The following is a 23,438-nucleotide window of genomic DNA, read 5'->3' as shown; positions in this document are numbered from 1 at the left end:
GTCCGCGGGGAAATCGTATAAGTATTTTCCAATCAAAGACGAGGGCACAACTCGACGAAGGCTGGACCGATCCCGGTCCATGTCACTCTTCCCGGAACGCGCGCGCTATCTGATCGGCCAGAGGTTTCACCAGGTAGGACAGCATGGTCCGGCTGCCGGTGGAGAAGAACGCCTCGACAGGCATGCCCGGCGCCAGGGTAAGACCCTTCAGTTTCTTCAGCTCCGTGCGCGGCAGGCTGACGCGAACCGTGTAGAAGCCCGCGCCGCTGCGCTCGTCGACGCTGAGATCGGCTGAAATCTCGTTGACCACGCCGTTCAGTTCCGGGGTCACGCGCTGATTGAACGCCGAGAGTTTTAGCGTCACGTCCTGGCCCAGCGAGAGCTGATCGATGTCCTGTGGGGCAATGCGGGCCTCGACGGTCAGATCATCCGCCACCGGCACCACGAGCATGATGACCTCGCCCGGCGAAATGACGCCGCCGATCGTATGGACGGCGAGCTGGTGGACCACGCCATCCTGCGGGCTGCGGATGTCGATGCGCTTAAGCTGGTCTTCGGCGGACACCTTGCGTTCGACGAATTCGGATATTTTTCCCTGAACATCGCGCAGCTCGGTCGCGACCTCGCTGCGCAGATCCTGGTCGACCTGGATGATCTGCAGCCGGGTCTCGGCAATCCGGCCCTTGGCCTGTGCAATGGAGGCCGTCAGCTGCCCGTGTTCGCCGTCGAGCCGCACCGCGTCGCGCTCCAGCGCCGTCATGCGGTCGATCGAGACAAGCTTCTTCAGCCAGAGCGTGCGGATGCTGTCGAGCTCGGTGCCGATCAGTTTTATTTCCTGGCTCTTGGCCTCCCGCTGCTCGGTGAGCCCCGAGGCCTCCTCGGCAAGCTGCGCAATACGCTCTTCCAATTGCGCCTTCTGCCCGGCGCGGGCCTGGCGGCGAAACTCGAACAGCGACTGTTCGCCAGCCATGGCGCGCGCAACGGCGGGGTCATCGCGCCTCGATGTCAATGAAGCCGGAAAGGCGATGTCGGCATGGTTGTCGCGCTCGGCTTCGAGACGGGCCAGCCGCGCCTCGAATTGGTCGAGCCCCTTGATGACGATCGCCAGATTGGCGCGGGTGACCGTCTCGTCGAGACGAAGCAGCACCTGGCCGGATTTCACCGCATCGCCTTCGCGCGCCAGAATGGTGCCGACCACGCCACCGGTGGGATGCTGCACCTTCTTGACGCTGGAATCGACGACCAGCTTGCCCGGCGCAATCACGGCGCCGGACAGTTCGGTGACCGCCGCCAGGCTGCCCGCGCCACCGACCAGAAGAATGCACGCCGCCACGCCGGCAAGCAAATAGCGCCGGATGGTCCGGTCGATGGTGGGGGCCACGGCCATCAGGATGCGTTCTCCTCGGGCGCGGATACGACTTTCAATGGCACGCCACCCGGCCGGGTGACCTTGTTCAGCACTTCGTTCTTCGGGCCAAAGGCCTGGACCCGGCCATTCGCCATGACCAGGACCTGGTCGAGGCTTGCCAGCGCGCTTGGGCGATGCGCCACCACGACGGCGATGCCGCCGCGGGCGCGAACGCCCTGGATCGCCTCGGTCAAGGCGGCCTCGCCTTCGGCATCGAGGTTCGAATTGGGCTCATCGAGGACGACCAGGAACGGATCGCCATAAAGCGCACGCGCCAGCGCAACCCTTTGCCGCTGGCCGGCCGACAGGGCCGATCCGGCCTCGCCGATGCGTGTCTCGTAGCCTTCCGGCAGATGGACGATCAGGTCGTGCACGCCTGCCGCCCGGGCGGCAGACAGGATCTTGTCCGAAGGCGCCTCGGGCTCGAAACGCGCGATGTTCTCGGCAATGGTGCCGTCGAACAGCTGCACATCCTGCGGCAGATAGCCGACATGCCGGCCAAGCTCCTCCGGCGACCACTGGTCAAGCGTTGCGCCGTCCAGCCTGACGGCGCCGCGGCCCGGCAGCCAGATGCCGGCGATCGCCCGCACCAGCGAGGATTTGCCGGAAGCACTCGGCCCGATAATGCCGAGGCCGGCGCCCTTTTCCAGGGCAAAGCCCGCATCCTGCACGACCACCCGCCGCTCGCCCGGCGGCGTGACGCTGATGCCTTCGACCACGAGAGTGGCCGTCGGCGCCGGCAGGGAAACCGTCGTCGCCGCTTCGGGAAGCAGCGCCAGCAGCTGGGTGAGCCGCGCCCAGGCCTGGCGGGCGGTGACGAAGCCCTTCCAGTGCGCGATGGCCAGTTCGATCGGCGCCAGCGCCCGGCTCATCATGATGGAACTCGCAATCATGATGCCGCCTGTCGCTTCCTGGTGAATGACGAGCCAGGCGCCGATCGCCAGTATGCCGGACTGCAGCATCATGCGCAGGATCTTGGAGATGGTTCCGAGCGTGCCGGCCAGATCGCTCGCCTTGGCGTTGGTGCCGAGATACTCGGCGTTGATATCGGCCCAGCGTCCGGCGATGCGCGAACCAAAGCCCATCGCCTGCAGCACCTCGACATTGCGCCGTGTCGCTTCGGCCAGCGTGTTGCGCGCGGCGGCCTGGCGGTTGGCTTCCTTGGCGGGCTCGCGCGTGCGGGCCTCGGCAAACAGCGTCAGGCTGAACAGGACGATGGCGCCAGCGAGCGCCGTCATGCCGATCCAGAAATGGAAGAGAAAGCAGATGCCGAGATAGAGCGGCATCCATGGCAAGTCGAAAAGCGCCGTCGGACCGGCGCTCGACATAAACGAACGCACCTGGTCGAGATCGCGCAGCGACTGCAGGCCATCGCCGGCGAGCTTGGTGCGCAAGGGCAGCCGCATGAGTGCCGCATAGACCTGCCCGCTCAACCGTGTGTCCAGCCCCATGCCGATGCGCACCAGCAGCCGCGACCGGATGAGCTCGAGCACGCCCTGGAAGACGAACAGCGTGCCGGCAAACACCGCAAGCCCGACCAGCGTCGGCACGCTGCGGCCGGGGATGACCCGGTCGTAGACCTGCAGCATGAAGAACGAGCCGGTCAGCGCCAATATGTTGACGACACCGCTCATCAGCGCGATGCCGGCAAAGGCACGCCGGAAGGAACCAAGAACCGCCGCGAGGGTGGTTCGCGGCGGCTCGGACGGACGGGACTGCGGCATCGCCTTCAAATGATTTCCAGTTCAGGCATCAGGCGGCGATGAACTGGAAATCATCCTGATGAAGATTTGCCAGCGCAACATTCTTCAGGGTCAGCGTATTGCCGGCGTCATGGGTGATCACCGTGTCGGCGCCGACCTGGGTGGCTGCGGCGAGGACCGAGGCGAAGTCGGCGAAGACATCATTGCCGAACTGGATGACATCGTCCGACGCGGCTCCAGCGGTGAAGTCCGTGATGGTGTCGAGGCCAAACCCGGCTTTGAAGATGAAGGTGTCGTTGCCGGCTCCGCCCGACAAAAGGTCCTGACCGCCCCGCCCTTCTATCGTATCGTTGCCGCCGCCACCGAGGAGCATGTTGGCCGATGCGTCTCCACGGAGGATGTCATTGAAGGCGGATCCTATGACGTATTTGATGTTCGTCAACGTATGCGTTTCGCTGGTTGTGAACACGGTATCGCTCGAGGGGAAAGTGCCGGAATAATGCACGACCTGAGCACCAGGTTGCGAGATGGCATCTTGCAGTGACGCCGACGATGACAGTTCCTGGCTGGTGATAACCACGTCGAAATCGCCAAGACGGTTCGAGTAATCCGCTCTGTTGAAAATGACGATTTGATCGATCGTGGCCGCTTGACCGAGATCGACCTGCCACCATTCGCCCACGTTGGGCGTTCCGGTGTGGGTCACGGAATTGTGGTCGAAAACGCCATCGGTGTTGCCGTCAATGGCGCGGCTGGCGTCGCCTCCCCAGCCGGTGGTCTTCTGGCTTGCCGTGCCGTCCAATGCGACATTCTGCCCGTTTTCGAAGACCTGCACTTCGGCAAGAGAAAGGTAGTTGCCATTGGTCTGGTAGACGCGGACGAATTGCCCGACCAGGGCCGCATGGTTCACGACGGTCGTTCCAAGCGCCAGATCGACCGATACCGCATCAGCATTCGACGCATAACTGACCGTCGCGTTGGCCCGTGCAACCAGATCCGCCCTGTTCCAGATCGTGCCGTCGGCGAAGACGACCTTGTCGACGCCTTGGCCGTAATAGTCGTTGAGCGTGTCCTTGAGCAGGACCGAGCCGCCGTCGCCGGTACCCGGCGCGCTTTCGGAGATCACCACCGACACATCATTGCCGTTGCGCACCAGGCTTACGGCTGAAGGATTGATGTCGCTGAACACCAGCCGGTCATTGCCGCCGTTGTTGGTTCCCTCGAAAATGGTGTCGTTGCCGTCGCCACGGGCGTAGAGGTAACTGTCGTCACCTCCGGCGCCATTGAGCGTATCGTTGCCGGCGCGACCCTGGATCGTATCGGCGGAGTTGAAGCCGGTAATGGAGTCGTTGCCGGCGGTTGCAGCCTGATCCAGCAGTTTGACCCTGATGTCGGCCCGTGTCCAAACGGTGTTGTCGGCAAAGACGACCTTGTCGACGCCTTGGTCGTAGTAGTCGTCGAGGCTGTTCTTGAGCAGCACCGACCCGCCGTCTCCTGCGCCGGGCGCACTCTCGGCGATGACCAATGTCACATCATTGCCATTGCGCACTAACGTTGCGGCCGCTGGGTTGATGTCGGTCAGCAATAACTGATCGGCGTTGCCGCTGCTCGCACCTTCAACAATCGTGTCGTGGCCGCCGCCGCGAGCGTAGCGGTAGGTATCGCTGCCTGAGAATCCAACAAACGTCTCATCTGCCGCGGTGCTGGTCAGCAGCCTGTCGCGTAGTTGGGCCCTGGTCCAGATCGTGCCGTCGGCGAAGACGACCTTGTCGACGCCTTGGCCGTAATAGTCGTTGAGCGTGTCCTTGAGCAGGACCGAGCCGCCATCCCCGGCGCCCGGCGTGCTTTCGGCAATCACCACAGACACATCATTACCGTTGCGCACCAGGCTTACGGACGCAGGATTGATGTCGCTGAACACCAGTCGGTCGTTGCCACCGTTGTTGGTTCCCTCGAAAATGGTGTCGTTGCCGTCGCCACGAGCGTAGAGGTAGGTGTCGTCGCCACCAGCGCCGTTGAGCGTATCGTTGCCGGCGCGGCCTTGTATCGTATCGGCGGAGTTGAAGCCGGTGATGGTGTCGTTGCCGGCGGTTCCGGCCTGGTCCAGCAGCTTGACCCTGATATCGGCCCGGGTCCATGTCGTGCCATCGGCAAAGACGACCTTGTCGACGCCCTGGCCATAGTAGTCGTCGAGGCTGTTCTTGAGCAGCACCGAGCCGCCGTCGCCGGCGCCCGGCGTACTTTCAGCGATCACCACCGTCACGTCATTGCCGCTGCGCACCAGGCTGACGACGGCAGGGTTGATGTTAATAAACACCAGCCGGTCGTTGCCGCCATTGTTGGTGTCTTCGGTGACGGTGTCGTTGCCATCGCCACGAGCGTAGAGGTAGGTGTCGTCGCCACCGGCGCCGTTGAGCGCGTCGTTGCCGGCGCGGCCCTGTATCGTATCGGCGATGTTGAAGCCGACAATGGTGTCGTTACCGGCGGTTGCAGCCTGATCCAGCAGTTTGACCCTGATGTCGGCCCGGGTCCAAATCGTGCCGTCGGCGAAGACAACCTTGTCGACACCCTGGCCGTAATAGTCGTCGAGGCTGTTCTTGAGCAGCACCGAGCCGCCGTCCCCGGCGCCCGGCGTGCTTTCGGCGATCACCACCGTCACGTCGTTGCCGTTGCGCGCCAGGCTCACGGCCGAGGGATTGATGTCGGTCAGCAACAGCCGATCGCCGCTGCCGCTGTTCGTGTCTTCAACAATCGTGTCGTTGCCGCCGCCGCGGGCATAGCGGAAGGTGTCATCGCCCCAAAACCCGGCAAACGTCTCATTGGCGGCAGTGCCGGTCAGCAGCATGTCGCGCAGCTGGGCCCGGGTCCAAATCGTGCCATCGGCGAAAACGACCTTGTCAACGCCTTGGCCGTAACTGTCGTTGAGCGTGTCCTTGAGCAGGACCGAGCCGCCGTCGCCGGCGCCTGGCGTGCTTTCGGCAATCACCACCGTCACGTCATTGCCGTTGCGCACCAGGCTGACGGCAGCAGGGTTGATGTCGCTGAACACCAGTTGGTCGTTGCCGCCGCCGTTGGTTCCTTCGTTGATTGTGTCGTTGCCGTCGCCACGGGCGTAGAGGTAGGTGTCGTCGCCGCCGCCACCATTGAGCGTGTCGTTGCCGGCATGGCCGGCGATGATATCGGATGAACCCGTTCCGTTGATCGTGTCATCGCCGCTTGTGCCGGATGCCGAAACCAGCATGGCCCTGATGTCGGCCCGGGTCCAGATCGTGCCGTCGGCGAAGACGACCTTGTCGACACCCTGACCGTAATAGTCGTCGAGGCTGTTCTTGAGCAGCACCGACCCGCCGTCGCCGGCGCCCGGCGTGCTCTCGGCGATCACCACCGTCACGTCGTTGCCGTTGCGCACCAGGGTCACGGCCGAAGGATTGATGTCTGTAAACACCAACCGGTCGTTGCCGCCATTATTGGTGTCCTCGGTGATGGTGTCGTTGCCGTCGCCGCGGGCGTAGAGGTACGTGTCGTCGCCACCGGCGCCATTGAGCGCGTCGTTGCCCGCGCGGCCCTGGATCGTATCGGCGGTGTTGAAGCCGGCAATGGTATCGTTGCCGGCTGTTGCAGCCTGATCCAGCAGTTTGACCCTGATGTCGGCCCGGGTCCAAATCGTGCCGTCGGCGAAGACCACCTTGTCGACGCCCTGGCCGTAATACTCGTCGAGGCTGTTCTTGAGCAAGACAGATCCGCCGTCACCGGCACCCGGCGTACTTTCGGCGATCACCACCGTCACGTCATTGCCGCTGCGCGACAGGCTCACGGCGGCGGCATTGATATTGCTGAACACCAACCGGTCGTTGCTGCCATTGTTGGTGTCTTCTGTGATGGTATCGTTGCCGTCGCCGCGGGCGTACAGGTAGGTATCATCCCCGCCAGCGCCACTGAGCGCGTCGTTGCCTGCGCGGCCCTGGATCGTATCGGCAATGCTGAAGCCGGCGATCGTGTCGCTGCCGCTCGTACCCGCCCGGTCGAGCACGATCACCCTGAGATCGGCCCTGGTCCAGACCGTGCCGTCGGCAAAGACGATTTTCTCGATGCCGCGGTTGGAATTGTCTTCCAGCGTTTCCTTGACCAGGACGGAGCCGCCGTCACCGGCGCCCGGCGCACTTTCGGCGATCACCAGCGTCAGGTCGTTGCCGTTGCGCACCAGGCTGATATCGGCCGGGTTGATGCCTTCCAGCACCAGCCGGTCATCGGTGCCGCCATTGATGTCTTCGACGATGGTGTCGTTGCCGTCGCCGCGTTGATAGTGATACTCGTCATTGCCGCCGCCACCGAGAAGAGTGTCGTTGCCCCTGCCGGCGCGAACCAGGTCGTTTCCGCTTGTTCCCGTTACCGTGTCGTTTCCAGCAGTGCCGCCGACGAAATCGATGTTGGTGAACAGGTCACTTTTCGACCATGCCGTGCCCCCGGCGAAGACAATCCCGTCGACGCCGCTGTTGGGGTACGGGTCCGCATTGTTCTTCAACTGGATGGATCCGCCGTCGCCGGCGCCCGGCGCGCTCTCGGCGATGAAAAGCGTCACGTCATTGCCGTTGCGCACCACCGTCACATCCGAGCGGCTGATGCCCTCGAGAACGAGGCTGTCTTGTCCACCGCCGGAAGGTCCTTCGATGATGATGTCGTCCCCGTCGCCGCGGGCATAATGATAGGTGTCGCTGCCATCGCCGCCGGAGAGCGTGTCATTGCCGGTGCCGCCGCGCAGATCGTCATTGCCTCCGCCGGCATCGACAACGTCGTTGCCGGCACCCGCATTGATGATGTCGGCGCCACCGAAGCCCGTGATGGTGTCGTTGCCCGCCGTGGACACCTGGGCAAGGTACATCGCCCGCAGCTCCGCCCGCGTCCAGATGGTGCCGTCTGCGAAGACAATCTTATCGACGCCTTGGCCATTGTTCTCGTCGAAATTGGCCTTGAGCAGGATCGAGCCGCCATCGCCGGCGCCCGGCGCGCTTTCGGCGATCACCAGCGACGCATCGGCGCCGTTGCGGACCAACGTCACGGCCGACGGATTGATCCCGGTCAGGACCAACTGGTCGCCGGCGCCGCCGCCGCTGTCTTCCTGGATCGTGTCGTTGCCGTCGCCGCGGGCATAAATGTAGGTGTCGTTGCCGGCGCCGCCGTAAAGACTGTCCGCACCCTTGCCGCCGGTAAGCGTGTCGGCGCCATCGCCGGCGAAGACCTGGTCGTTGCCGTCGCCGGCATTGATCGTGTCGTTGACGGCAAAGCCGGTGATGACGTCGTTGCCCGACGTCGAGGACTGGGCAAGGAATGCCGTGCGCAGTGCGGCCCGGGTCCAGATCGTGCCGTCGCCGAAGACGATCTTGTCGATGCCCTGGTCGTAATATTCCTCGAAATTGTCCTTGAGCAGGACGGACCCGCCGTCGCCGGCGCCAGGCGTGCTTTCGGCGATGACGAGCGTGACGTCGTTGCCGTTGCGCACAAGGCTCACCGCCGACGGGTTGATCCCCTGCAGCACTAGCCGGTCATCGGTTCCGCCGGAAGCCGCCTCGATGATGGTGTCGTTGCCGTGGCCGCGCGCGTAATTGTAGATGTCGTTGCCCTTGCCGCCGTCCATGACATCGTTGCCGGCGCCGCCGGTGATGGTGTCGGCGGCATTGAAGCCGGTGATGGTGTCGTTGCCCGAGGTCGAGACCTGAGCCAGCCAGGCGGCCCGCATGGAGGCGCGTGTCCACGCCGAATTGTCGGCGAAGACGATCCGGTCGATGCCACGATCGGTGACGTCCTCGAAATTGTCCTTGAGCAGGATCGAGCCGCCATCGCCGGCGCCGGGCGCGCTTTCAGCGATGACGAGCGTGACGTCGGTGCCGTTGCGCACCAGGGTGACATCGGCCTGATTGATGTCGGTGAAGACCAGGCGGTCGCTGGAACCGCCCAGGCTCAACTCGGTAATGGTGTCGTTGCCGTCACCCCTGATATAATTATAGGTGTCGTTTCCGGCGCCGCCATTGAGGATATCGTCGCCCTTGCCGCCAGTGATGGTGTCGTTGCCCGCAAGCGCATTGACGATGTCGTCACCCTCGCCCGCATCGATGATGTCGGCCGCGCTCGTGCCGGTGATGGTGTCGTTCCCGCTTGACATCGGCTATCCCCTTCCGTCCAGAAACATTAGATATACTTAATATATTGGATCGATAGAGCTCTTGCTAAGGTGAGTATTACTGAATTTTTGGGGAATCCAAGCCTCTGCATTACAATTTTGTTTGTCATACAAGACTCGCCGGGAAAAATACTTACCGGATTGTTTACTGACCTAGCTGGCAAAGGAATTGGCCGCCGCTCTATCCCTCTCCTGCGAACGAGAGCCGGCCGCCTGCAATGGTTCAGTGCAGGGTCGCAAGCATGCCGGCGACTGGCGCGCCGAAAACCTCGTCGCAGCCGCCGACAGCACCGCGCTTCGCGCCCGCTTCATCGGCTGCGATTTCGGGATAGGCCGCAATGCGCTGCAGGCCGGCATGCTCGCCCGCACGGCTCTCGAAGACGTAACCGGCGGCACCAGCGATCGGCGACCCACGCCGGCTGACGGAAATCGCGATCGTGAAAGCCTGCTCGGGCGTCTTTTCGCCCGCAGGTGTACCGACCTTGACGATGCTGGCGAGAACGGGATTGGCCCGGCTTGTTATCAGCGAGCCACGGCGGGAATTGACCGTGAATGTTCGATAGAGATCCAGCAAGGGTATCGTACGCAGCCCTGAAAAATCCTGCAGCTCGGCCACCGCTTCGAACGGCGCGTGCTTGAAGCCACCCGCGACCTCGATTTTCTCCTGGGCGGCCGCGGCAAAGATGCTGGCGCCGCTACGCGAATATTCGACCGCGATCGCAAGCCGGTTGGACATCTCAGAATCGACGCCGAGCGAGGCAAAACCCTGGGCAAGCAGATTGTGATCGGCGGCGTTGAGGTCGATCAGCCCCGAATGCCCCTGCACCCGCGTCACGACAGCGAGGTCGCCAACGGTGCAGGAGACCGGTTCGAAATTCAGCGGCAGCCGGAGATCGGCCCCGTCCCCCGACAGCCGCGCCGCCAGCACATTGGTCAGCCCTTCGGCAAGCAGACCGAGCCGCTGACTTTCGGTCTCGTTGGCAGCCATCTTGAGCCGCGTCCAGGCGGTCAGGGCGAAGGTCGAGGTGATAGCGGAAACGATGAGGAGGAAGACCAGGACGGCGACGAGGGCGAAGCCATGTGGCTGAGGGATCGGGTGTTCAGTTAAATCCTCGGTCATTTGCGAGATAGTTTCTACGATCACGGCATTAGCAACGTTCGTGCCGCGTCCTTCATATCTTCGCTCGATTCAATTCCATTCAATTCACGATAGACAAACTTCGCTGCCAATATAGATGATTTTTCAAGAAATTTCGACTTAAATGAGAATTCTAGAAAATCAGCCACATCCAATCTCCTTAATTTTAATGCATATTCAGATGCCAGTATTATATGCATTACACTATAGCTGTCACCTCTTAGCTTGTATACGATCTCATCAATAGCCTCATCTCTACGACCCTCTTCCCACATAACCTGACACTCGGCTACGTGGCGCCTCACTGTACCTACCCCGTATGCCTCATCAAGAAATTCTCTCAGTCCATTATAGTCTTTCTCTCGTAGAAATTTCTTCTTTATGCCAAATATCCGATCTGATTCGCTCATGCTATCTACCCGAAGAATTATCTTCTTTTTCTATTTCCACCCCAATCAACAGGGTTCCCTCCGCATATTTCTGCCATGTAACCTTTCATACACATATTGATGTCGTGCGGATCTGGTCCAAATAATCTTTTGTTAAAATTCTGGAATGTTTCATACAACTCCCAGCATTTATCTCTAGCCTTTTCTTTATCTTCCTTGCAGAAATCCTCGTCAATTGGCGCCATGCAAGAATTAGGGATTGGTCTAGGCTGAGGTTGCGATTGAAGTATTTGCAGTCCCATTCTGTCGACATTCATCAATGGCGAGTTCTTAGCATAGGCCCACCTCGAGGGCCCATCCGGCATGCCAAGCGGATCGGGCTGCACATAACGCCCGATGCTAGGATCGTAATGCCGATGCCAATTATAGGCCAGCCCCGTTTCCATCTGGAACCACTGGCCGGGGAAGCGCTGGTTAAGTGTCGCCGTGCCGCTGATGGTACGCACCTCGCCATAGGGCAGATAGCTCGCTTGCCAGACGATGTTGCGGCTCTCATCCGTCATCATGATCGGCCGCTCGAGATGATCGGTCAGCACATAGTACAGCGCCGGTGCCGTACCGGTGTTGTCGACCATGGCCAGCGGCCTTCCGTCCACCGAGATGTATTCGGTGACGAGCGTGCCGGAGGCGTTGTACTCGGCGATCACATTGCCATCGAGGTCGTGCACCATGTGCAGCGTCGTCGAGGAGGCGCTGATGGTGCGCGAGACTAGGCGGGACTGGTAGTCATAAATATAAGAGCCGCTCGCCGCGCCGCTGGTGGTGGCGCCCGAGAGCTGGCCTGCGGCATTGTAAGTGTAGGCCTTGGTCAGAGCTGGGGAAGCCGTCGCGTCCTGCGTGACGTTGCCGGCCAGGTCCGACTGGAAGCCGCGGCTCGGCGCACCGTTGGTGACGATGCCGGTCAGCCGGTTCGAGCCGGCCTGCAGGCTGTAGGTGTCGGTCGAGGTGACGCCGCCGATGGTGATCGTGCGCTGGGTGATGTTGCCGACGCCGTCGATCGTATACGTGAGGCTGCCCCATGGACCGTCGGCGTTCTCGATGAAGCCGTTGGCCGTATAGGTGTAAGTCTCGTTGTTGGCGGCGTTGAGCTGGTGCTCGATGGAGGTCAGGTTGCGCTTGTCCTGGTATTGCAGCGCGCGCCGGATGAGGTCCTGGCCGAGCGACTGGTCCTCAACGCCATAGCCTACGATGCGGCCATCGGTGTCATAGTCGCGGGTTTCCCGGAGATCGTTGGCGAAGGCCGTGATGGAACGCGGGCCGAAGGGCGTGTAAGTACCCCACAACACCAGTTCCGTCGGCGACGACAGCGCATCCGGGCTCGTGCGGACCTGTTGCACCTCGCCTGCCGCGCCGCGGCCATATTCGACGATGCGGCCGGACGGATAGGTGATGCTCAACAGGTTGCCGGCATCGTCCCAGCTGTAGCCGACCGTGTAGGATTTCACCCCGATCGTTCGCACTTCCTGGACAACGCGGCCGAGCAGATCATAGGTGTTGGCAACCGTACCAGCGGCATCGGTGACACTCGTCAGGCGGCCCTTGCCGGGATTGCCGCCGGCCACACTGTCATAGGTGTAGGCGACATCGGAAGCGGTCTCCGACGGATAGCTCCGCGTCGTTATCCGCCCGGCATAGTCGTAGGTGTAGACGGTGATGATGCCGCGCGCGTCGGTCTTCTGGGTGACCTGACCGTCCCGATTGCGCACATAGACCACCGTGCCGATGTCGGGGCTGCTTTCCTGGATCACCTCCCCCCAGCCGTTGCGGACATAGGTGGTGACCACATTGCGCGGATCAGTAACGGAAGTCGGATTGTCGGTGGCGTCGAAACCTTGCGTCGTGGTGCTGTTGCGCTCATCGGCAAGGCTGATCAGCCGGTCGAGCCCGTCATAAGCTGATGTCGCAGCATTGCTGTTGGGATCGGTGACGGAGGTTGGATTGCCGACCTTGTCATAGCCGTAGGTCCACGTTGCCGGGCCGACGCCAATGACCTGCCGCAACCGGCCGAGCTCGTCGAAGGTCCGGGTGACCTCGAAGAACAGCTGCGAATTGACGTCCGTGGACTGTTCGCTGGTGCGGTTGCCCATGGCATCATAGGCGTAGGTCACCTTGTCGCCCAGGCCATTGGTGACGGATGTGACGCGATTGGCGCCATCATACTCCATCGCCAGCACTGAACCGTCCGGATTGGTCAGCGTGGTGACATTGCCGGCATTATCGTAGGCGAACTCCGTCGTGGCCGAGATGCCCGAGGGGTCGTCGACCTTGGCCGTGAGCCGGCCCCTGGCATCATAAGTCAGTTCGCTGATGAGACCGTTTGCGTCAGCGATGGCAGTCGGCTGACCGCGACCGTTGACGCCACCGATCGTGGTTACATTTCCGACTTCGTCCGTGACGCTGGCGAGGTAGCCCGCCGCGTCATAGCTGTAGGACACTGTGTCGCCTGTTCCCGGCAACGGTCCATCGACCGAGGACAACAAGCCTGATGTCGTGTAGGTGTAGGCCCAGCTTCGCGTCTGGCCGTTCGTCGAATAGGGAACGGTCTGCGTGGTGGTGTCGGTCTGCGTCATCCCGGTCAGCTGGCCGGACCCGTTATAGGTATATTGCGTGGTGAGGCCGGGGGCCACTTTCGTATCGGGCACGTTGAACGTAGCGTTCCAGGTGATCGTGGTCTGCCGCTCCTCCGGCAAGCCATCCGCCTCGGCGATCTCGGTCGGCCGGCCGCGACTGTCCCTGACATAGCTTGTGACGCGGCCCTCCTCGTCGGTCCGCGACGCGACGAAACCCGCGCCGTCATAGGTCAGCGCGCGGGCCGATGCCGGGCAATTGGTCGAGGCCTGACCATCGACGCCGGCAAAGCGGATATCCCAGCTGCTGCCGGAGACAGGGTCGAATTTGTAGACTTTCACCCGTCCAAGCGCATTGGTGACGGTTCGGGTGAGCTGCGAACCGGACGTGCCATAGGCAACCGTGACCCCGTTGGCGCCACCGGCGCCTGCGGCTGAAACAGACCGCCCATCCGCGTCATAGGCGTAAGTTTCAACGCGCACGCCGCGATGGTCGCTGATGCCGGTCAGGAATTTCGGGTAGTTCGCATCCTCATAGTGATAGGTATTGGAATCCACCACCGCACCGGATGCATCGCGCCACTGCACACCGACAAGACGCTGGATTACGGCACGCGACGGGGACGTGCCGGTGGGCGCCGGGTCGTAGAGATAAGTCGCCTTCGTGCCATCCGGGAAGGTGATGTCCTTGATCGCTTCGGGCATCCGCCGCGGCCAGGAGGCGTTCGGGTCAACCATCGGATAGAAGATGTTCCAGGTGAAAGACGCCGTGCGGCTAAAGCTGTCCACGAGCGACGTCAGTGCCCCGTCCGTCGAATAGTTGAGTTCCCAGGAGTAGCCGTCACGCTCGCGCATGCCTGTCGGGCGGCCAACCCTGTAGCTCGCAGGGCTCAGATTGACCGGCGACATGGTGACGAAGGTCCAGACGCGGTCGTCTGGGCCGGTCAGCTTCCATTGCCTTGGCAGGGTCTTCATGTCGGCAAGATTGCTCGGCAAGGTTCCGACGAATGCCAGCCTGTAGGTATCTGATACGGCCCCCATCGCGGCCTGGCCTTGCCACGTGCCGTTCGACTGCAGCACAAAATCGTAGCCCGACCCGTCCGGCGTCAGCAGAGTGACCTTGCCGGTTGGCGAGCTCGGCGATCCCGAAAACTCTCCGAGATGCAGCTCATAGCCAAAATTGAACTGCCAGCCGGCCGAGGGCGCAAGAGCAGGCCCATTGTAGCTGCTGACCCTGCCGCCGGCGAAACTCCGGTATTCCCGCCCGATGCGGAACCGGCCGTCCTGCGTGGCGAAATCGTCGACCCGATAGTACTGGGCCCCCGACCCTAGAATGATCGGATCGCCTTCAGTGGGGTTTGGCGTTTCCCCATCGCATAGAGGGCGTTCCGGCTTTAAATCGTCAACACACCGATCGTCGATCGTACGATGGTAACCACTGTCACAGCTGAAGGAAGCATTCCCCGGCAGAATGGTCGTGCAGGCAAAGACACCGGGGCAGGTGCCATCCTGAAAGTGCGTCCAATGACACCGTTGCGTATTTGGATCCTGTCCTGGGAACGCGCCAGTGAATCGGCTGTAGGCTCCAGCAACGGGCGATTCGTTTGGATCGGTGCCGGGCGGATGGTAGTGAGCCCATACGGCATAGCAGGCCTCCCGCGCGGTCGCGAACGGTCCGCCGTACCCGGCGCCCCATCCGCCGTGCAACGTCTGGGCGGTTGCTGGAACTGTCGCAAAACCGAGCGCGACGATCACAAGCAGCGCCGCGCAAAGCCGGGCACCCAGCATGGCCGCGCCCCGGAACATGCGAACGAAGCGCGCCTCAAATAGCAGAAAGTAAAATTGGCTAATTTTAGAGGAGTTTAATTTAGTATTTGATGCACAATCATGCTCATGTGACTGACAAAAAGCCATCACACACTCCCTCGCCGCAATCTATTATCAATACAATCATCGATCGTTGCGATGTCAAGTGTGTATATTCTTCATAGCGGCGGAAACCAGCGACGGATCGGAATATAATTCGCAAGATTTTAGGAAAAATCTCTATGCGTCGCCAAAAAAACGCAGTTTTGTCAGAGGCATGAGCCAATTATGCACTCATATCATCTGTCATTTATGGGAATGTCTTGCAGATAACACGTGCCACCTCTTCGATAGATTCTTGTCAAAAGAACTACACAAGAGGCCAAAGCAGAATCGACTAAAACCTAAACCGCTACTGCAAGGTGCACCTGCCTGGCGTCACCAGCTGCAAATCCAAATGCGACACCCGCACAATGAAGGGTTTAAGCCCCTTTTCGACCCAATGCGACTGGTCAGGGCATCTCCCTCACGCAGAAGTAACATACCCGTGATGGGCTGTTAAGGGCCTGTGAAGAAACCGACCAAGAAAATCTTCACTCAATTCATAAGACAATTCTAATTTACACTTTGATGTATTGTACATGTATGAGGGTTCTTATCTCCAAGGCTATGGAATCAGCTAGTTTCGAAAGGCGCCAAGTATTTATGGGGTTGCCGTCATGAACGATCCGAAAGCGGGAAGGCCCGCCTCCGACCCGCAGCAACTGGAACCCATGCTGATAGCGAGACAGCATGCGGGCGACATCGATGGCATGGTCGCGCTGTTCGAGGCGGATGCGGTGATCGACTGCGGTGGCGGATTTTTTCTGCGCGGCCGCCAAGCCATTCGTGAATACTATGCCGAAATTGTCGCGTCAGGACGGAAGTTTGCGGTCGGCGAACAGCGACCGGCGCTGATTTGCGGCGACCTTGCCCTCACCTCGACCCGACTGCCCGACGGTGATGTGACCAGCGAGGTTGCCAGGCGGCAAGCCGACGGCTCCTGGCTCTGGGTGATCGATCGCTATTCGGTCGCTTGGGATTAAGGCCTTGGCCCAGGGCCAACCATCTGCGTCATCCAAAAAAGCCGTGCGGCTACGTCCCGCAGACGCACAAAGACGCTGCGGCCGGTCATGGCCGCAGTCGTAGCATTCAGCAATCCTGGTGCGGCTACCGCCGCAGCGCGTATACGCCGGCCATGTTTTCGCCGGCGACGGGCAGCGCCATGTCGTCATCCAGAAGCCGCGTGATCCGGGCAAAGCCGGTGAATGCCTTTCTGGCCTCCTCCGCCGACATCTGTCCCGACAAAGCTGCCGAGCAGCAATTCAGCGCGCACTGATACACTGGCCCACGTCGTCCCGTCGGCCATTTACGCAAGAAAACCATCGCCTCGGCCACACTATCCACTTCTTCTACAGGGTGTCCCTGCCCGCGCGAGATTCGCACAGGCGCAAAGAAATGCAGGTAGTCCATCGTTTCCTCCCGGTCGATCGCGGTGCCGCCCGATCGAACCTTATAAAACGCACCGGCCTGCGGTTGGTTCCATACAGGAAACAGAATCTTTCTAAAATTTTTTGTCGCCAGCTAAACCGTGGGAAAGTGGCAGGCCACCTTGCGGCCGCGTCGATGCTCCCTCAGTTCCGGCCGCTCGGTGCGGCATCGCTCGACCGCGATCGGGCATCGGGGATGGAAGCGGCAGCCGGATGGCGGCTTGAGCGGGCTCGGCACGTCGCCGGTGAGAATGATGCGCTTGCGCGTCCCGCTCGGCGTCGTCTCGACGACGGGAACCGCCGAGATCAGCGCCTGGCTGTAAGGGTGGGCTGGTGCTGCAAACACCTCCTCCGCAGGCCCCTCCTCGACGATCGAACCGAGATACATGACCGCGATGCGGGTCGATACCTGACGCACCACCGACAGGTCGTGCGCGATGAAAATGTAGGTGAGGTTCAGCTTCTCCTGCAGGTCAGCGAGCAGGTTGACGATCTGGGCCTGCACCGAGACGTCGAGCGCGGAGACCGGTTCGTCCAGCACGACCAGATCGGGATTCAAGGCAATCGCCCGCGCAATACCGACACGCTGGCGCTGGCCGCCCGAGAATTCATGGGGGTAGCGCATGACATGGTCGGGCAAGAGGCCGACGAGTTCGAACAGTTCGGCGACGCGCGCGGTGATCTCGCGGGAGGAAAGCTTGCCGTGGATACGCAGCGGCTCGGCCACCAGATCGCCGACGCGCCGGCGCGGATTGAGCGATGCCGACGGGTCCTGGAAGACCATTTGCAGGCGGCGGCGCAGCGGCCTGAGTTCGGACAGCGACTTCGAGGTGATGTCCTCGCCTTCGAACAGCAGCTCGCCATCTGTGATCTCGTAAAGCCTCACCAGACAGCGCGCCAGCGTGGACTTGCCGCATCCTGATTCGCCGACCAGGCCGACCGTCTCGCCGCGCCGCACGGTGAGCGAGACATTGTTGACCGCATGCACGGTTCGCTTGCCTTCGGACGAAAAACGGGTGCCGATCGAGAAGCGCTTGCCGAGTGAGCGCGTCTCGAGGATTGGCCTGTCGGTCATCGGTCCGCTCATGCCGGCACCTCCCGGAAGCACGCCGCCGCGTGTGTGCCGACGCCGAGGTCGGGCTTGCCTGTCACGCAGGGCTCGTAATGCACCGGGCATCGCGGGCCAAAGGCACAGCCCTGCGGCAAGCGCAACAGCGATGGCGGCGAACCGGGAATGGCCGGCAGACGGCGTGGCTTCTCGCCGGTCAATGGCGGGATCGAACCGAGCAACGCGCGCGTGTAGGGATGCCGAGGGTCGGAAAACAGCTCCATGCGGCTGCCGCGTTCCACAACGCGCCCGGCATACATGACCATCACCCGGTCGGCGAGTTCGGAAACCACGCCCATGTCATGCGTGATGAACACGACCGCCGATTTGTGCGTGGCGCGCAGCTTGCGCACGAGGTCGAGAATGCCGGCCTGCACGGTGACGTCAAGCGCCGTGGTCGGCTCGTCCGCCACGAGCAGGGCCGGATTGCACGACAGCGCCATCGCGATCACCGCGCGCTGGCGCATGCCGCCGGAAAGCTGGTGCGGGTAGCGCGACATCGCTTCGTGCGGATTGGGAAAATTCACCTCGGCCAGCAGTTCTTCGACGCGCTCCATCGCCTTGGCCTTGCTGATTTTTTGGTGCGCGCGGATCTGCTCGGCGATCTGCCAGCCGATCGTGTAGACCGGAGTCAGCGCCGTCATCGGATCCTGGAAGATCATCGCGATCTCGTTGCCGCGCAGGCGCCTCAATTCGCGCGGTGGCAGACCGACGAGTTCGCGGCCCTTGTAGCGGATCGAGCCCTCTATGGTGGCATTGGGATCGGTGATGAGGCCCATCACCGCCAGCAGCGACACCGTCTTGCCGGAACCGGATTCACCGACGACGCCAAGGATTTCACTTTCCTCGAGGTCGAAGGACACGCCATCAATGGCCCGCACCAGTCCGTCATTGGTGCGGAAGGATACTTTGAGGTCGCGCACCGACAGTATCATGATGTCCTCAGGCGCGGATCGAGAAGGATGTAGACGAAGTCGACGACCGCGTTGGCGATGACCACGAACATGGACGCATACATCACCGTTGCCATGATCATCGGCAGGTCGAGGTTCTGCAATGCGTCATAGGTGAGCTTGCCGATGCCGTGCAACCCGAACACCACTTCGGTCAGCAACGCTGAGCCCCCCACCAGCGCGCCGAAGTCGAGACCGAACAAGGTGACGAACGCAATGAGCGACGTGCGCAAGGCATGGCGCAGCAGGATGCGCGTCTCCGACAGGCCCTTGGCGCGAGCGGTGCGGATAAAGTCTTCCTGCAGGGATTCGATGATGGCCGCGCGCAGCACGCGCCCGTAAATGCCGATGTACAGGATGGCCAGGGTGATCCACGGTATGATCAGGGTCAGGAACCAGCCTTTGGGATCGTCGGAGAAACTCTTGTAGCCGAGCGGCGGCACCCAGGAGAACGCCCAGCTGTCATGGTAGCGGCTCTGGGTGATCAGGTTCATCACCTCGCCCAGCCAGTAGACCGGCATGGAAATGCCGAGCAGCCCGAGCGCCATCAGAAGCTTGTCCAGCCAGCTGTCGCGCGTGGCGGCGGCGACGATGCCGATGATGATGGAGACGACCACCCACAGGATCGCCGCTCCGAACACCAAAGACAGCGTGACGGGGATGGAATCCATGACCGCCGGCACCACCTTCCAGCCGCGATTGACGAAGGAGGTCAGGTCGCCGGTGACGAAGATCTTCTCCATCATCTTCACATATTGCACGTAGAGCGGCCGGTCGAAGCCAAAATTGTGACGCACCGCTTCCAGCACTTCGGGCGATGCATTGCGGCCGGCGATACGCGCCGCCGGGTCGGCGCCCGGCGTCGCGAAGAAGATCAGGAAGACGATGACCGAGATGCCGAACATGACGAACAGCATCTGACCGAAACGGCGCAGGATGGCGTAAAGCATCAGTCGCGCCCCAATCGAACCTTGGAGCGCGGGTCGAGCGCGTCGCGCAGGCCGTCGCCGAAGACATTGAGCGCCATGACCGAAACCGCGATCGCCAGGCCCGGCACCAGCGCCACCAGCGGCCTGGTATAAAGCAGAGCTTGTCCGTCCTGGATGATGGTGCCCCAGCTTGCCGCCGGCGGCTGCACGCCGATCGACAGGAAGGAAAGTGCCGATTCTGTCAGCATGTTCAGCGCCATCATTAGCGGCACGAAGACGATGAGCGTGGTGGTGATGTTGGGCAGGATATCGCGCCACAGGATGCGCCATCCCGGCACGCCGAGATTGATCGCGGCCAGCACGAATTCGCTGTGGCGCAGCGACAGCACCTGCCCGCGTATCGGGCGCGCCACATAGGGCACGTAGACGATGCCGATGATGATGACCGGCAACCACAGACTGCCGGACTCGATATCGATCGGCCCGATCCTGATGCCTTGCGCGATGGTGACGATGGAAAGCGAAATCGCCAGCAGATAGATCGGGAACGCCCACAGCACATCCAGCAAGCGCGACAGCACCGTGTCGGTGATGCCGCCGAAATAGCCGGCGATCAATCCCGCCGCCGTGCCGATGATCAGCGTGAAGATGGTGGCCGCCGCGGAGATCAGCAGCGAGCTCAGCCCGCCATAGAGCATCCGGGCCATGACATCGCGCCCCTGGCTGTCGGCGCCGAGGAAATAATTGCCGAGCCGCCATGTGGGCCCGAGCGGCGTGTAGCCGAGCCCGAGCCCTTCCGTCGATTGTTCCATCACCGGGACGTCGGCGCCGTCGATCTGGATGACGGCGTCGAGCGTCGAGGCGAACGGGTCGACGCCTGCCCATTGCGCGTAGAGAGGCGCGCTGAGGCAGGCGAGCACGATGAGGAGGAACACGGCCAGGGATGCCATGGCAGCCCTGTCCCTTGCCAGCTTGGCAAACGCGATGGCCCAGGGCCCTCGCGTCCTGCGCGGCATGGCGATGGCTTGGTTCGACACGGACGTGTCCCTCCGCAGCTCGTTACTGCACCCAGGACTGGGTGATCATCCAGTTGAACTGCCGGTTGAACTTGAAATTGCCGACCCGTTTGCTGACGAAGTCAAGCCGCTTCGGGGTGAAGAGGCCGACGGCCGGTGCCTTGTCCGTGACCTCTCTGTCGATTTCGGCCCACATCTTGTCGGCGGCCTTCTGGTCGGTGACGCCGAGGTCCAGCGCCTTCTGCATCTTGGCGTCGATGTCCTTGTCGCAGAAGCCGGCGATGTTGATCGACGCATCCGAACCTTCACGGAAGGAGGCGCAGCTGAACAGGATGTTCAGGAAATCCGAGGCCGCGGGATAGTCCTTGTACCACTGGGTAACGGACATCTGCACCTTGTTGTTGGTGTTCTGGATGTAGGTGAACTGGATGTTGGACGAGATCGGCTTGACGTCGGCGACATAGCCGATGGTGGTCAGCACGCTCTGCAGATAGACGCCGATCGACCGTGAAATGGCGGTGTCTTCGACGATAATGGTCACCTTCTGGCCCTTGGTGCCGGATTCCTCGACGAGCTGCTTTGCCTTGTCGAGATCGGGCGCTGACCATTTGGCGCCGGGGTTCTTGGTGAAGGGGCAGTAGTCTTCATGGCCGGGGAAATCCGGCGGCAGGACCTGGCAGACCGGCGAGGCGAGCACCTTGCCCCCGAACAGCTTGACCAGCGTGTTGCGGTCGATCGCATAGGCAACGGCCTGGCGCGCCTTTTCGTTGTCGAAGGGTGCCAGACGGTTGTTCAGCGGCGCATACCACCACGCCGAAAGCGGCGAGATGTGCAGCTGATCCATGGACTTGCTGCCAAGTTCGCCCAGGCGGTCGCTCGGCAGCGCGTCGAACATCCAGTCCGCTTCGCCGTTCTGGATCGCGGTAACGGCCGCTTCCTCGGACAGGCCGAAATCATATTGTACGACATCCGGGTAACCGTCCGGCTGCGCTTCCTCGCTCCACTGCTTGAAGTTCGGATTGCGGGAAACCGTCATGCCCTTGTTGGGATCGAAGGCGGAGATCATGTAGGCGCCGGTGCTGGGAATGGGCTTGGAGCCCATGTCTTCGGCGGGTGTATCCGCCGGCAGCACCACGGCATGCGGCAAGGCAAGCTTGTAGAGGATCTCGGCGTCGGGCTTGGTGAGATTGAGGGTGATGGTGCCGGCCGCTTCATCGCCGACAACGCCGCCTTCCAGCGTGCAGTTCTTGGTGTCGGCAAGGCATTTGTCGGCGCCGACGATGCCGGCATAGAAGGTGCCGGAAGTCGGCCCGGAAACCTTGAAGATGCGCTGGAAGGAGGCGACGACGTCCTTCACGCCAAGCTCCTGGCCGTTGGAGAACTTGATGCCCTTGCGCAGCTTGAAGGTGAACGTCTTGCCGTCATTCGTAACCGCAGGCAGCGCCTCGGCCAGATCGGGCACGACGGTGAAGCCGTCCATGCCCTCGGCCTTGCGGAAGGCCACCAGGCCGTCATAGATCGGCTGGTACATCTGCCAGCCCTGGTCGGTGTAGTTGATGTGCGGATCGAGCGTTCCCGCCGCGGAGCGGGCCAGAAGGCGGATGGTACCGCCTCGGTGCTCCTTGAGGTATTCGGCCTGTGCCGGAGCGAGCCACGCACCGGCCAGCAATGCGGCGGCCGATGCCGCCAAAAGCAGTTTCTTCATGTTTTAGTTCCCCTTTTCTCAGTTGTCGTTGTCGTCCAGGAAGTCGCCCACCACCCGCATGCACGCCTCTTGCTCCTCGACATGCGGCATGTGGCTGGAATGCTCGAATATCTCCCAACGCGATCCCTTGATGCCGTCCTTGTAGGGTTGCACGGTCGCGGGCGTGGCCTCGTCATAACGTCCGGAGATGATCAGCGTGGGAACATCGATGGCCGGCAGCCGGTCGATGATGCTCCAATTCTTCAGCGTTCCGATGACATGGAACTCGTTTGGCCCGTTCATCAGATGATAGACGGTCGGGTTGCGCGCGACCTGGGCGAAGGTTTCCGTCACCTCCGGTGGGAACGGCACGACCCGGCAGACATGCCGCTCGTAGAACCGCATCGTGGCTTCCTGGTAGGCTGGATCTTCCGTCGTGCCCGCCTGTTCGTGCCGGGTCAGCGTCTCCTGCACATCCTCAGGCAAGTCGGCGCGCAACCGGTTGGCCTCTTCGACCCACAGCTTCATGGAAGCCGGTGAGTTGGCGATGGTCAGGGACTTCAACCCTTTCGGCCGTGTGACCCCATATTCGGCGCCCAGCATGCCGCCCCAGCTTTGGCCGAGCACATGGAAGCCCGCGCGGATACCGAGATGATCGACGAGGTTTTCAAGCTCGTCGATGAAGAGCCGGGGTGTCCAGAAATCGGCACCCTTCTCCGGCAGCAAAGTGGAGTTGCCGCAGCCCAACTGGTCGTAGTGGATGACGGCACGGCCCCGTCGGGCGAGAAGCTTGTAGGCATCGACATAGTTGTGGGCGGCCCCCGGCCCGCCATGCAGGATCACCACCGGGGCCTTGTCGGCGCCAAGGTCGCCGGAGACGCGATACCAGGTTTCGTAGCCGCCGAAGGTAGCGCGCCCTTCCCTGCCCTTAATCTCAGACGACATTCCGATTTCCCATCCCGTTTGAGCGCAT

General features: G+C 61.9%; 14 protein-coding genes. 1 reads left to right on the top strand and 13 read right to left on the bottom strand.

The genetic code is table 11. The features are described from left to right. Positions 1-82 precede the first annotated feature (82 nt). The 6 genes from JG746_RS20190 to JG746_RS20100 form a co-directional block, all read right to left on the bottom strand. Positions 83-1,387 carry an HlyD family type I secretion periplasmic adaptor subunit gene (locus tag JG746_RS20190; protein ID WP_202354387.1) on the bottom strand — a complete coding sequence of 435 codons (1,305 nt, stop codon included), beginning with the start codon at positions 1,385-1,387 and terminating at the stop codon, positions 83-85. Next, positions 1,387-3,132, bottom strand: coding sequence for a type I secretion system permease/ATPase (locus JG746_RS20185; RefSeq protein ID WP_202354386.1), 1,746 nt, complete (start codon positions 3,130-3,132; stop codon positions 1,387-1,389). Before JG746_RS20185 ends, JG746_RS20190 begins: the two co-directional genes overlap by 1 nt. Before the next feature lie 28 nt (positions 3,133-3,160). Continuing rightward, positions 3,161-9,268: a calcium-binding protein gene (locus JG746_RS37675; RefSeq protein ID WP_274609305.1), complete on the bottom strand. Its 6,108-nt coding sequence runs from the start codon at positions 9,266-9,268 to the stop codon at positions 3,161-3,163. Between the two features lie 241 nt (positions 9,269-9,509). Beyond that, entirely contained in the window at positions 9,510-10,406 is an 897-nt protein-coding gene (locus tag JG746_RS20110) for a general secretion pathway protein GspK (protein WP_202354385.1), read from the bottom strand. Positions 10,407-10,426: 20 nt separating this feature from the next. Continuing rightward, positions 10,427-10,834 (bottom strand): hypothetical protein, encoded by a 408-nt coding sequence (locus JG746_RS20105; RefSeq protein WP_202354384.1) that lies wholly within the window; start codon positions 10,832-10,834, stop codon positions 10,427-10,429. A gap of 17 nt (positions 10,835-10,851) precedes the next feature. Continuing rightward, positions 10,852-15,246, bottom strand: a complete 4,395-nt coding sequence (locus tag JG746_RS20100) for an RHS repeat-associated core domain-containing protein (protein ID WP_202354383.1) — start codon at positions 15,244-15,246, stop codon at positions 10,852-10,854. A gap of 719 nt (positions 15,247-15,965) precedes the next feature. Here JG746_RS20100 and JG746_RS20095 point away from each other — a divergent pair. Then, positions 15,966-16,331, top strand: coding sequence for a YybH family protein (locus tag JG746_RS20095; protein WP_202354382.1), 366 nt, complete (start codon positions 15,966-15,968; stop codon positions 16,329-16,331). Positions 16,332-16,455: 124 nt separating this feature from the next. Here JG746_RS20095 and JG746_RS20090 read toward each other — a convergent pair whose 3' ends face one another. The 7 genes from JG746_RS20090 to JG746_RS20060 all read right to left on the bottom strand — a co-directional run bounded on the left by JG746_RS20090 (position 16,456) and on the right by JG746_RS20060 (position 23,410). After that, positions 16,456-16,758, bottom strand: a complete 303-nt coding sequence (locus tag JG746_RS20090) for a DUF982 domain-containing protein (RefSeq protein WP_202354381.1) — start codon at positions 16,756-16,758, stop codon at positions 16,456-16,458. A 111-nt stretch (positions 16,759-16,869) separates the two neighbouring features. Further along, a complete protein-coding gene (locus tag JG746_RS20085) occupies positions 16,870-17,862 on the bottom strand; it encodes an ABC transporter ATP-binding protein (RefSeq protein ID WP_446721043.1) in 993 nt (330 codons plus the stop codon). Further along, positions 17,859-18,818, bottom strand: coding sequence for an ABC transporter ATP-binding protein (locus JG746_RS20080; protein ID WP_202354380.1), 960 nt, complete (start codon positions 18,816-18,818; stop codon positions 17,859-17,861). The genes JG746_RS20085 and JG746_RS20080 overlap by 4 nt, the downstream gene beginning before the upstream one ends. Then, a complete protein-coding gene (locus JG746_RS20075) occupies positions 18,815-19,786 on the bottom strand; it encodes an ABC transporter permease (RefSeq protein ID WP_202354379.1) in 972 nt (323 codons plus the stop codon). The genes JG746_RS20080 and JG746_RS20075 overlap by 4 nt, the downstream gene beginning before the upstream one ends. Next, positions 19,786-20,802: an ABC transporter permease gene (locus JG746_RS20070; RefSeq protein WP_202354378.1), complete on the bottom strand. Its 1,017-nt coding sequence runs from the start codon at positions 20,800-20,802 to the stop codon at positions 19,786-19,788. Before JG746_RS20070 ends, JG746_RS20075 begins: the two co-directional genes overlap by 1 nt. A 22-nt stretch (positions 20,803-20,824) precedes the next feature. Next, entirely contained in the window at positions 20,825-22,486 is a 1,662-nt protein-coding gene (locus JG746_RS20065; RefSeq protein ID WP_202354377.1) for an ABC transporter substrate-binding protein, read from the bottom strand. An 18-nt stretch (positions 22,487-22,504) separates the two neighbouring features. Then, complete coding sequence (locus JG746_RS20060; RefSeq protein ID WP_202354376.1) at positions 22,505-23,410, bottom strand: proline iminopeptidase-family hydrolase; 906 nt, start codon at positions 23,408-23,410, stop codon at positions 22,505-22,507. Positions 23,411-23,438 lie beyond the last annotated feature (28 nt).

The sequence above is a fragment of the Mesorhizobium sp. 113-3-3 genome (assembly GCF_016756495.1).
Classification (GTDB): Bacteria; Pseudomonadota; Alphaproteobacteria; order Rhizobiales; family Rhizobiaceae; genus Mesorhizobium.
The sequence above is the reverse complement of the archived record's forward strand: the minus strand, read 5'-3'. Positions and strand labels throughout refer to the sequence as shown.

Excerpts from the sequence above, each read along its gene's own strand:
- JG746_RS20060 (WP_202354376.1), bottom strand. The coding sequence starts at position 23,410 with ATGTCGTCTGAGATTAAGGGCAGGGAAGGGCGCGCTACCTTCGGCGGC.
- JG746_RS20080 (WP_202354380.1), bottom strand. The coding sequence starts at position 18,818 with ATGATACTGTCGGTGCGCGACCTCAAAGTATCCTTCCGCACCAATGAC.
- JG746_RS20190 (WP_202354387.1), bottom strand. The coding sequence starts at position 1,387 with ATGGCCGTGGCCCCCACCATCGACCGGACCATCCGGCGCTATTTGCTT.
- JG746_RS20075 (WP_202354379.1), bottom strand. The coding sequence starts at position 19,786 with ATGCTTTACGCCATCCTGCGCCGTTTCGGTCAGATGCTGTTCGTCATG.
- JG746_RS20085 (WP_446721043.1), bottom strand. The coding sequence starts at position 17,862 with ATGAGCGGACCGATGACCGACAGGCCAATCCTCGAGACGCGCTCACTC.
- JG746_RS20065 (WP_202354377.1), bottom strand. The coding sequence starts at position 22,486 with ATGAAGAAACTGCTTTTGGCGGCATCGGCCGCCGCATTGCTGGCCGGT.
- JG746_RS20185 (WP_202354386.1), bottom strand. The coding sequence starts at position 3,132 with ATGCCGCAGTCCCGTCCGTCCGAGCCGCCGCGAACCACCCTCGCGGCG.
- JG746_RS37675 (WP_274609305.1), bottom strand. The coding sequence starts at position 9,268 with ATGTCAAGCGGGAACGACACCATCACCGGCACGAGCGCGGCCGACATC.
- JG746_RS20105 (WP_202354384.1), bottom strand. The coding sequence starts at position 10,834 with ATGAGCGAATCAGATCGGATATTTGGCATAAAGAAGAAATTTCTACGA.
- JG746_RS20110 (WP_202354385.1), bottom strand. The coding sequence starts at position 10,406 with ATGACCGAGGATTTAACTGAACACCCGATCCCTCAGCCACATGGCTTC.
- JG746_RS20090 (WP_202354381.1), bottom strand. The coding sequence starts at position 16,758 with ATGGACTACCTGCATTTCTTTGCGCCTGTGCGAATCTCGCGCGGGCAG.
- JG746_RS20100 (WP_202354383.1), bottom strand. The coding sequence starts at position 15,246 with ATGTTCCGGGGCGCGGCCATGCTGGGTGCCCGGCTTTGCGCGGCGCTG.
- JG746_RS20095 (WP_202354382.1), top strand. The coding sequence starts at position 15,966 with ATGAACGATCCGAAAGCGGGAAGGCCCGCCTCCGACCCGCAGCAACTG.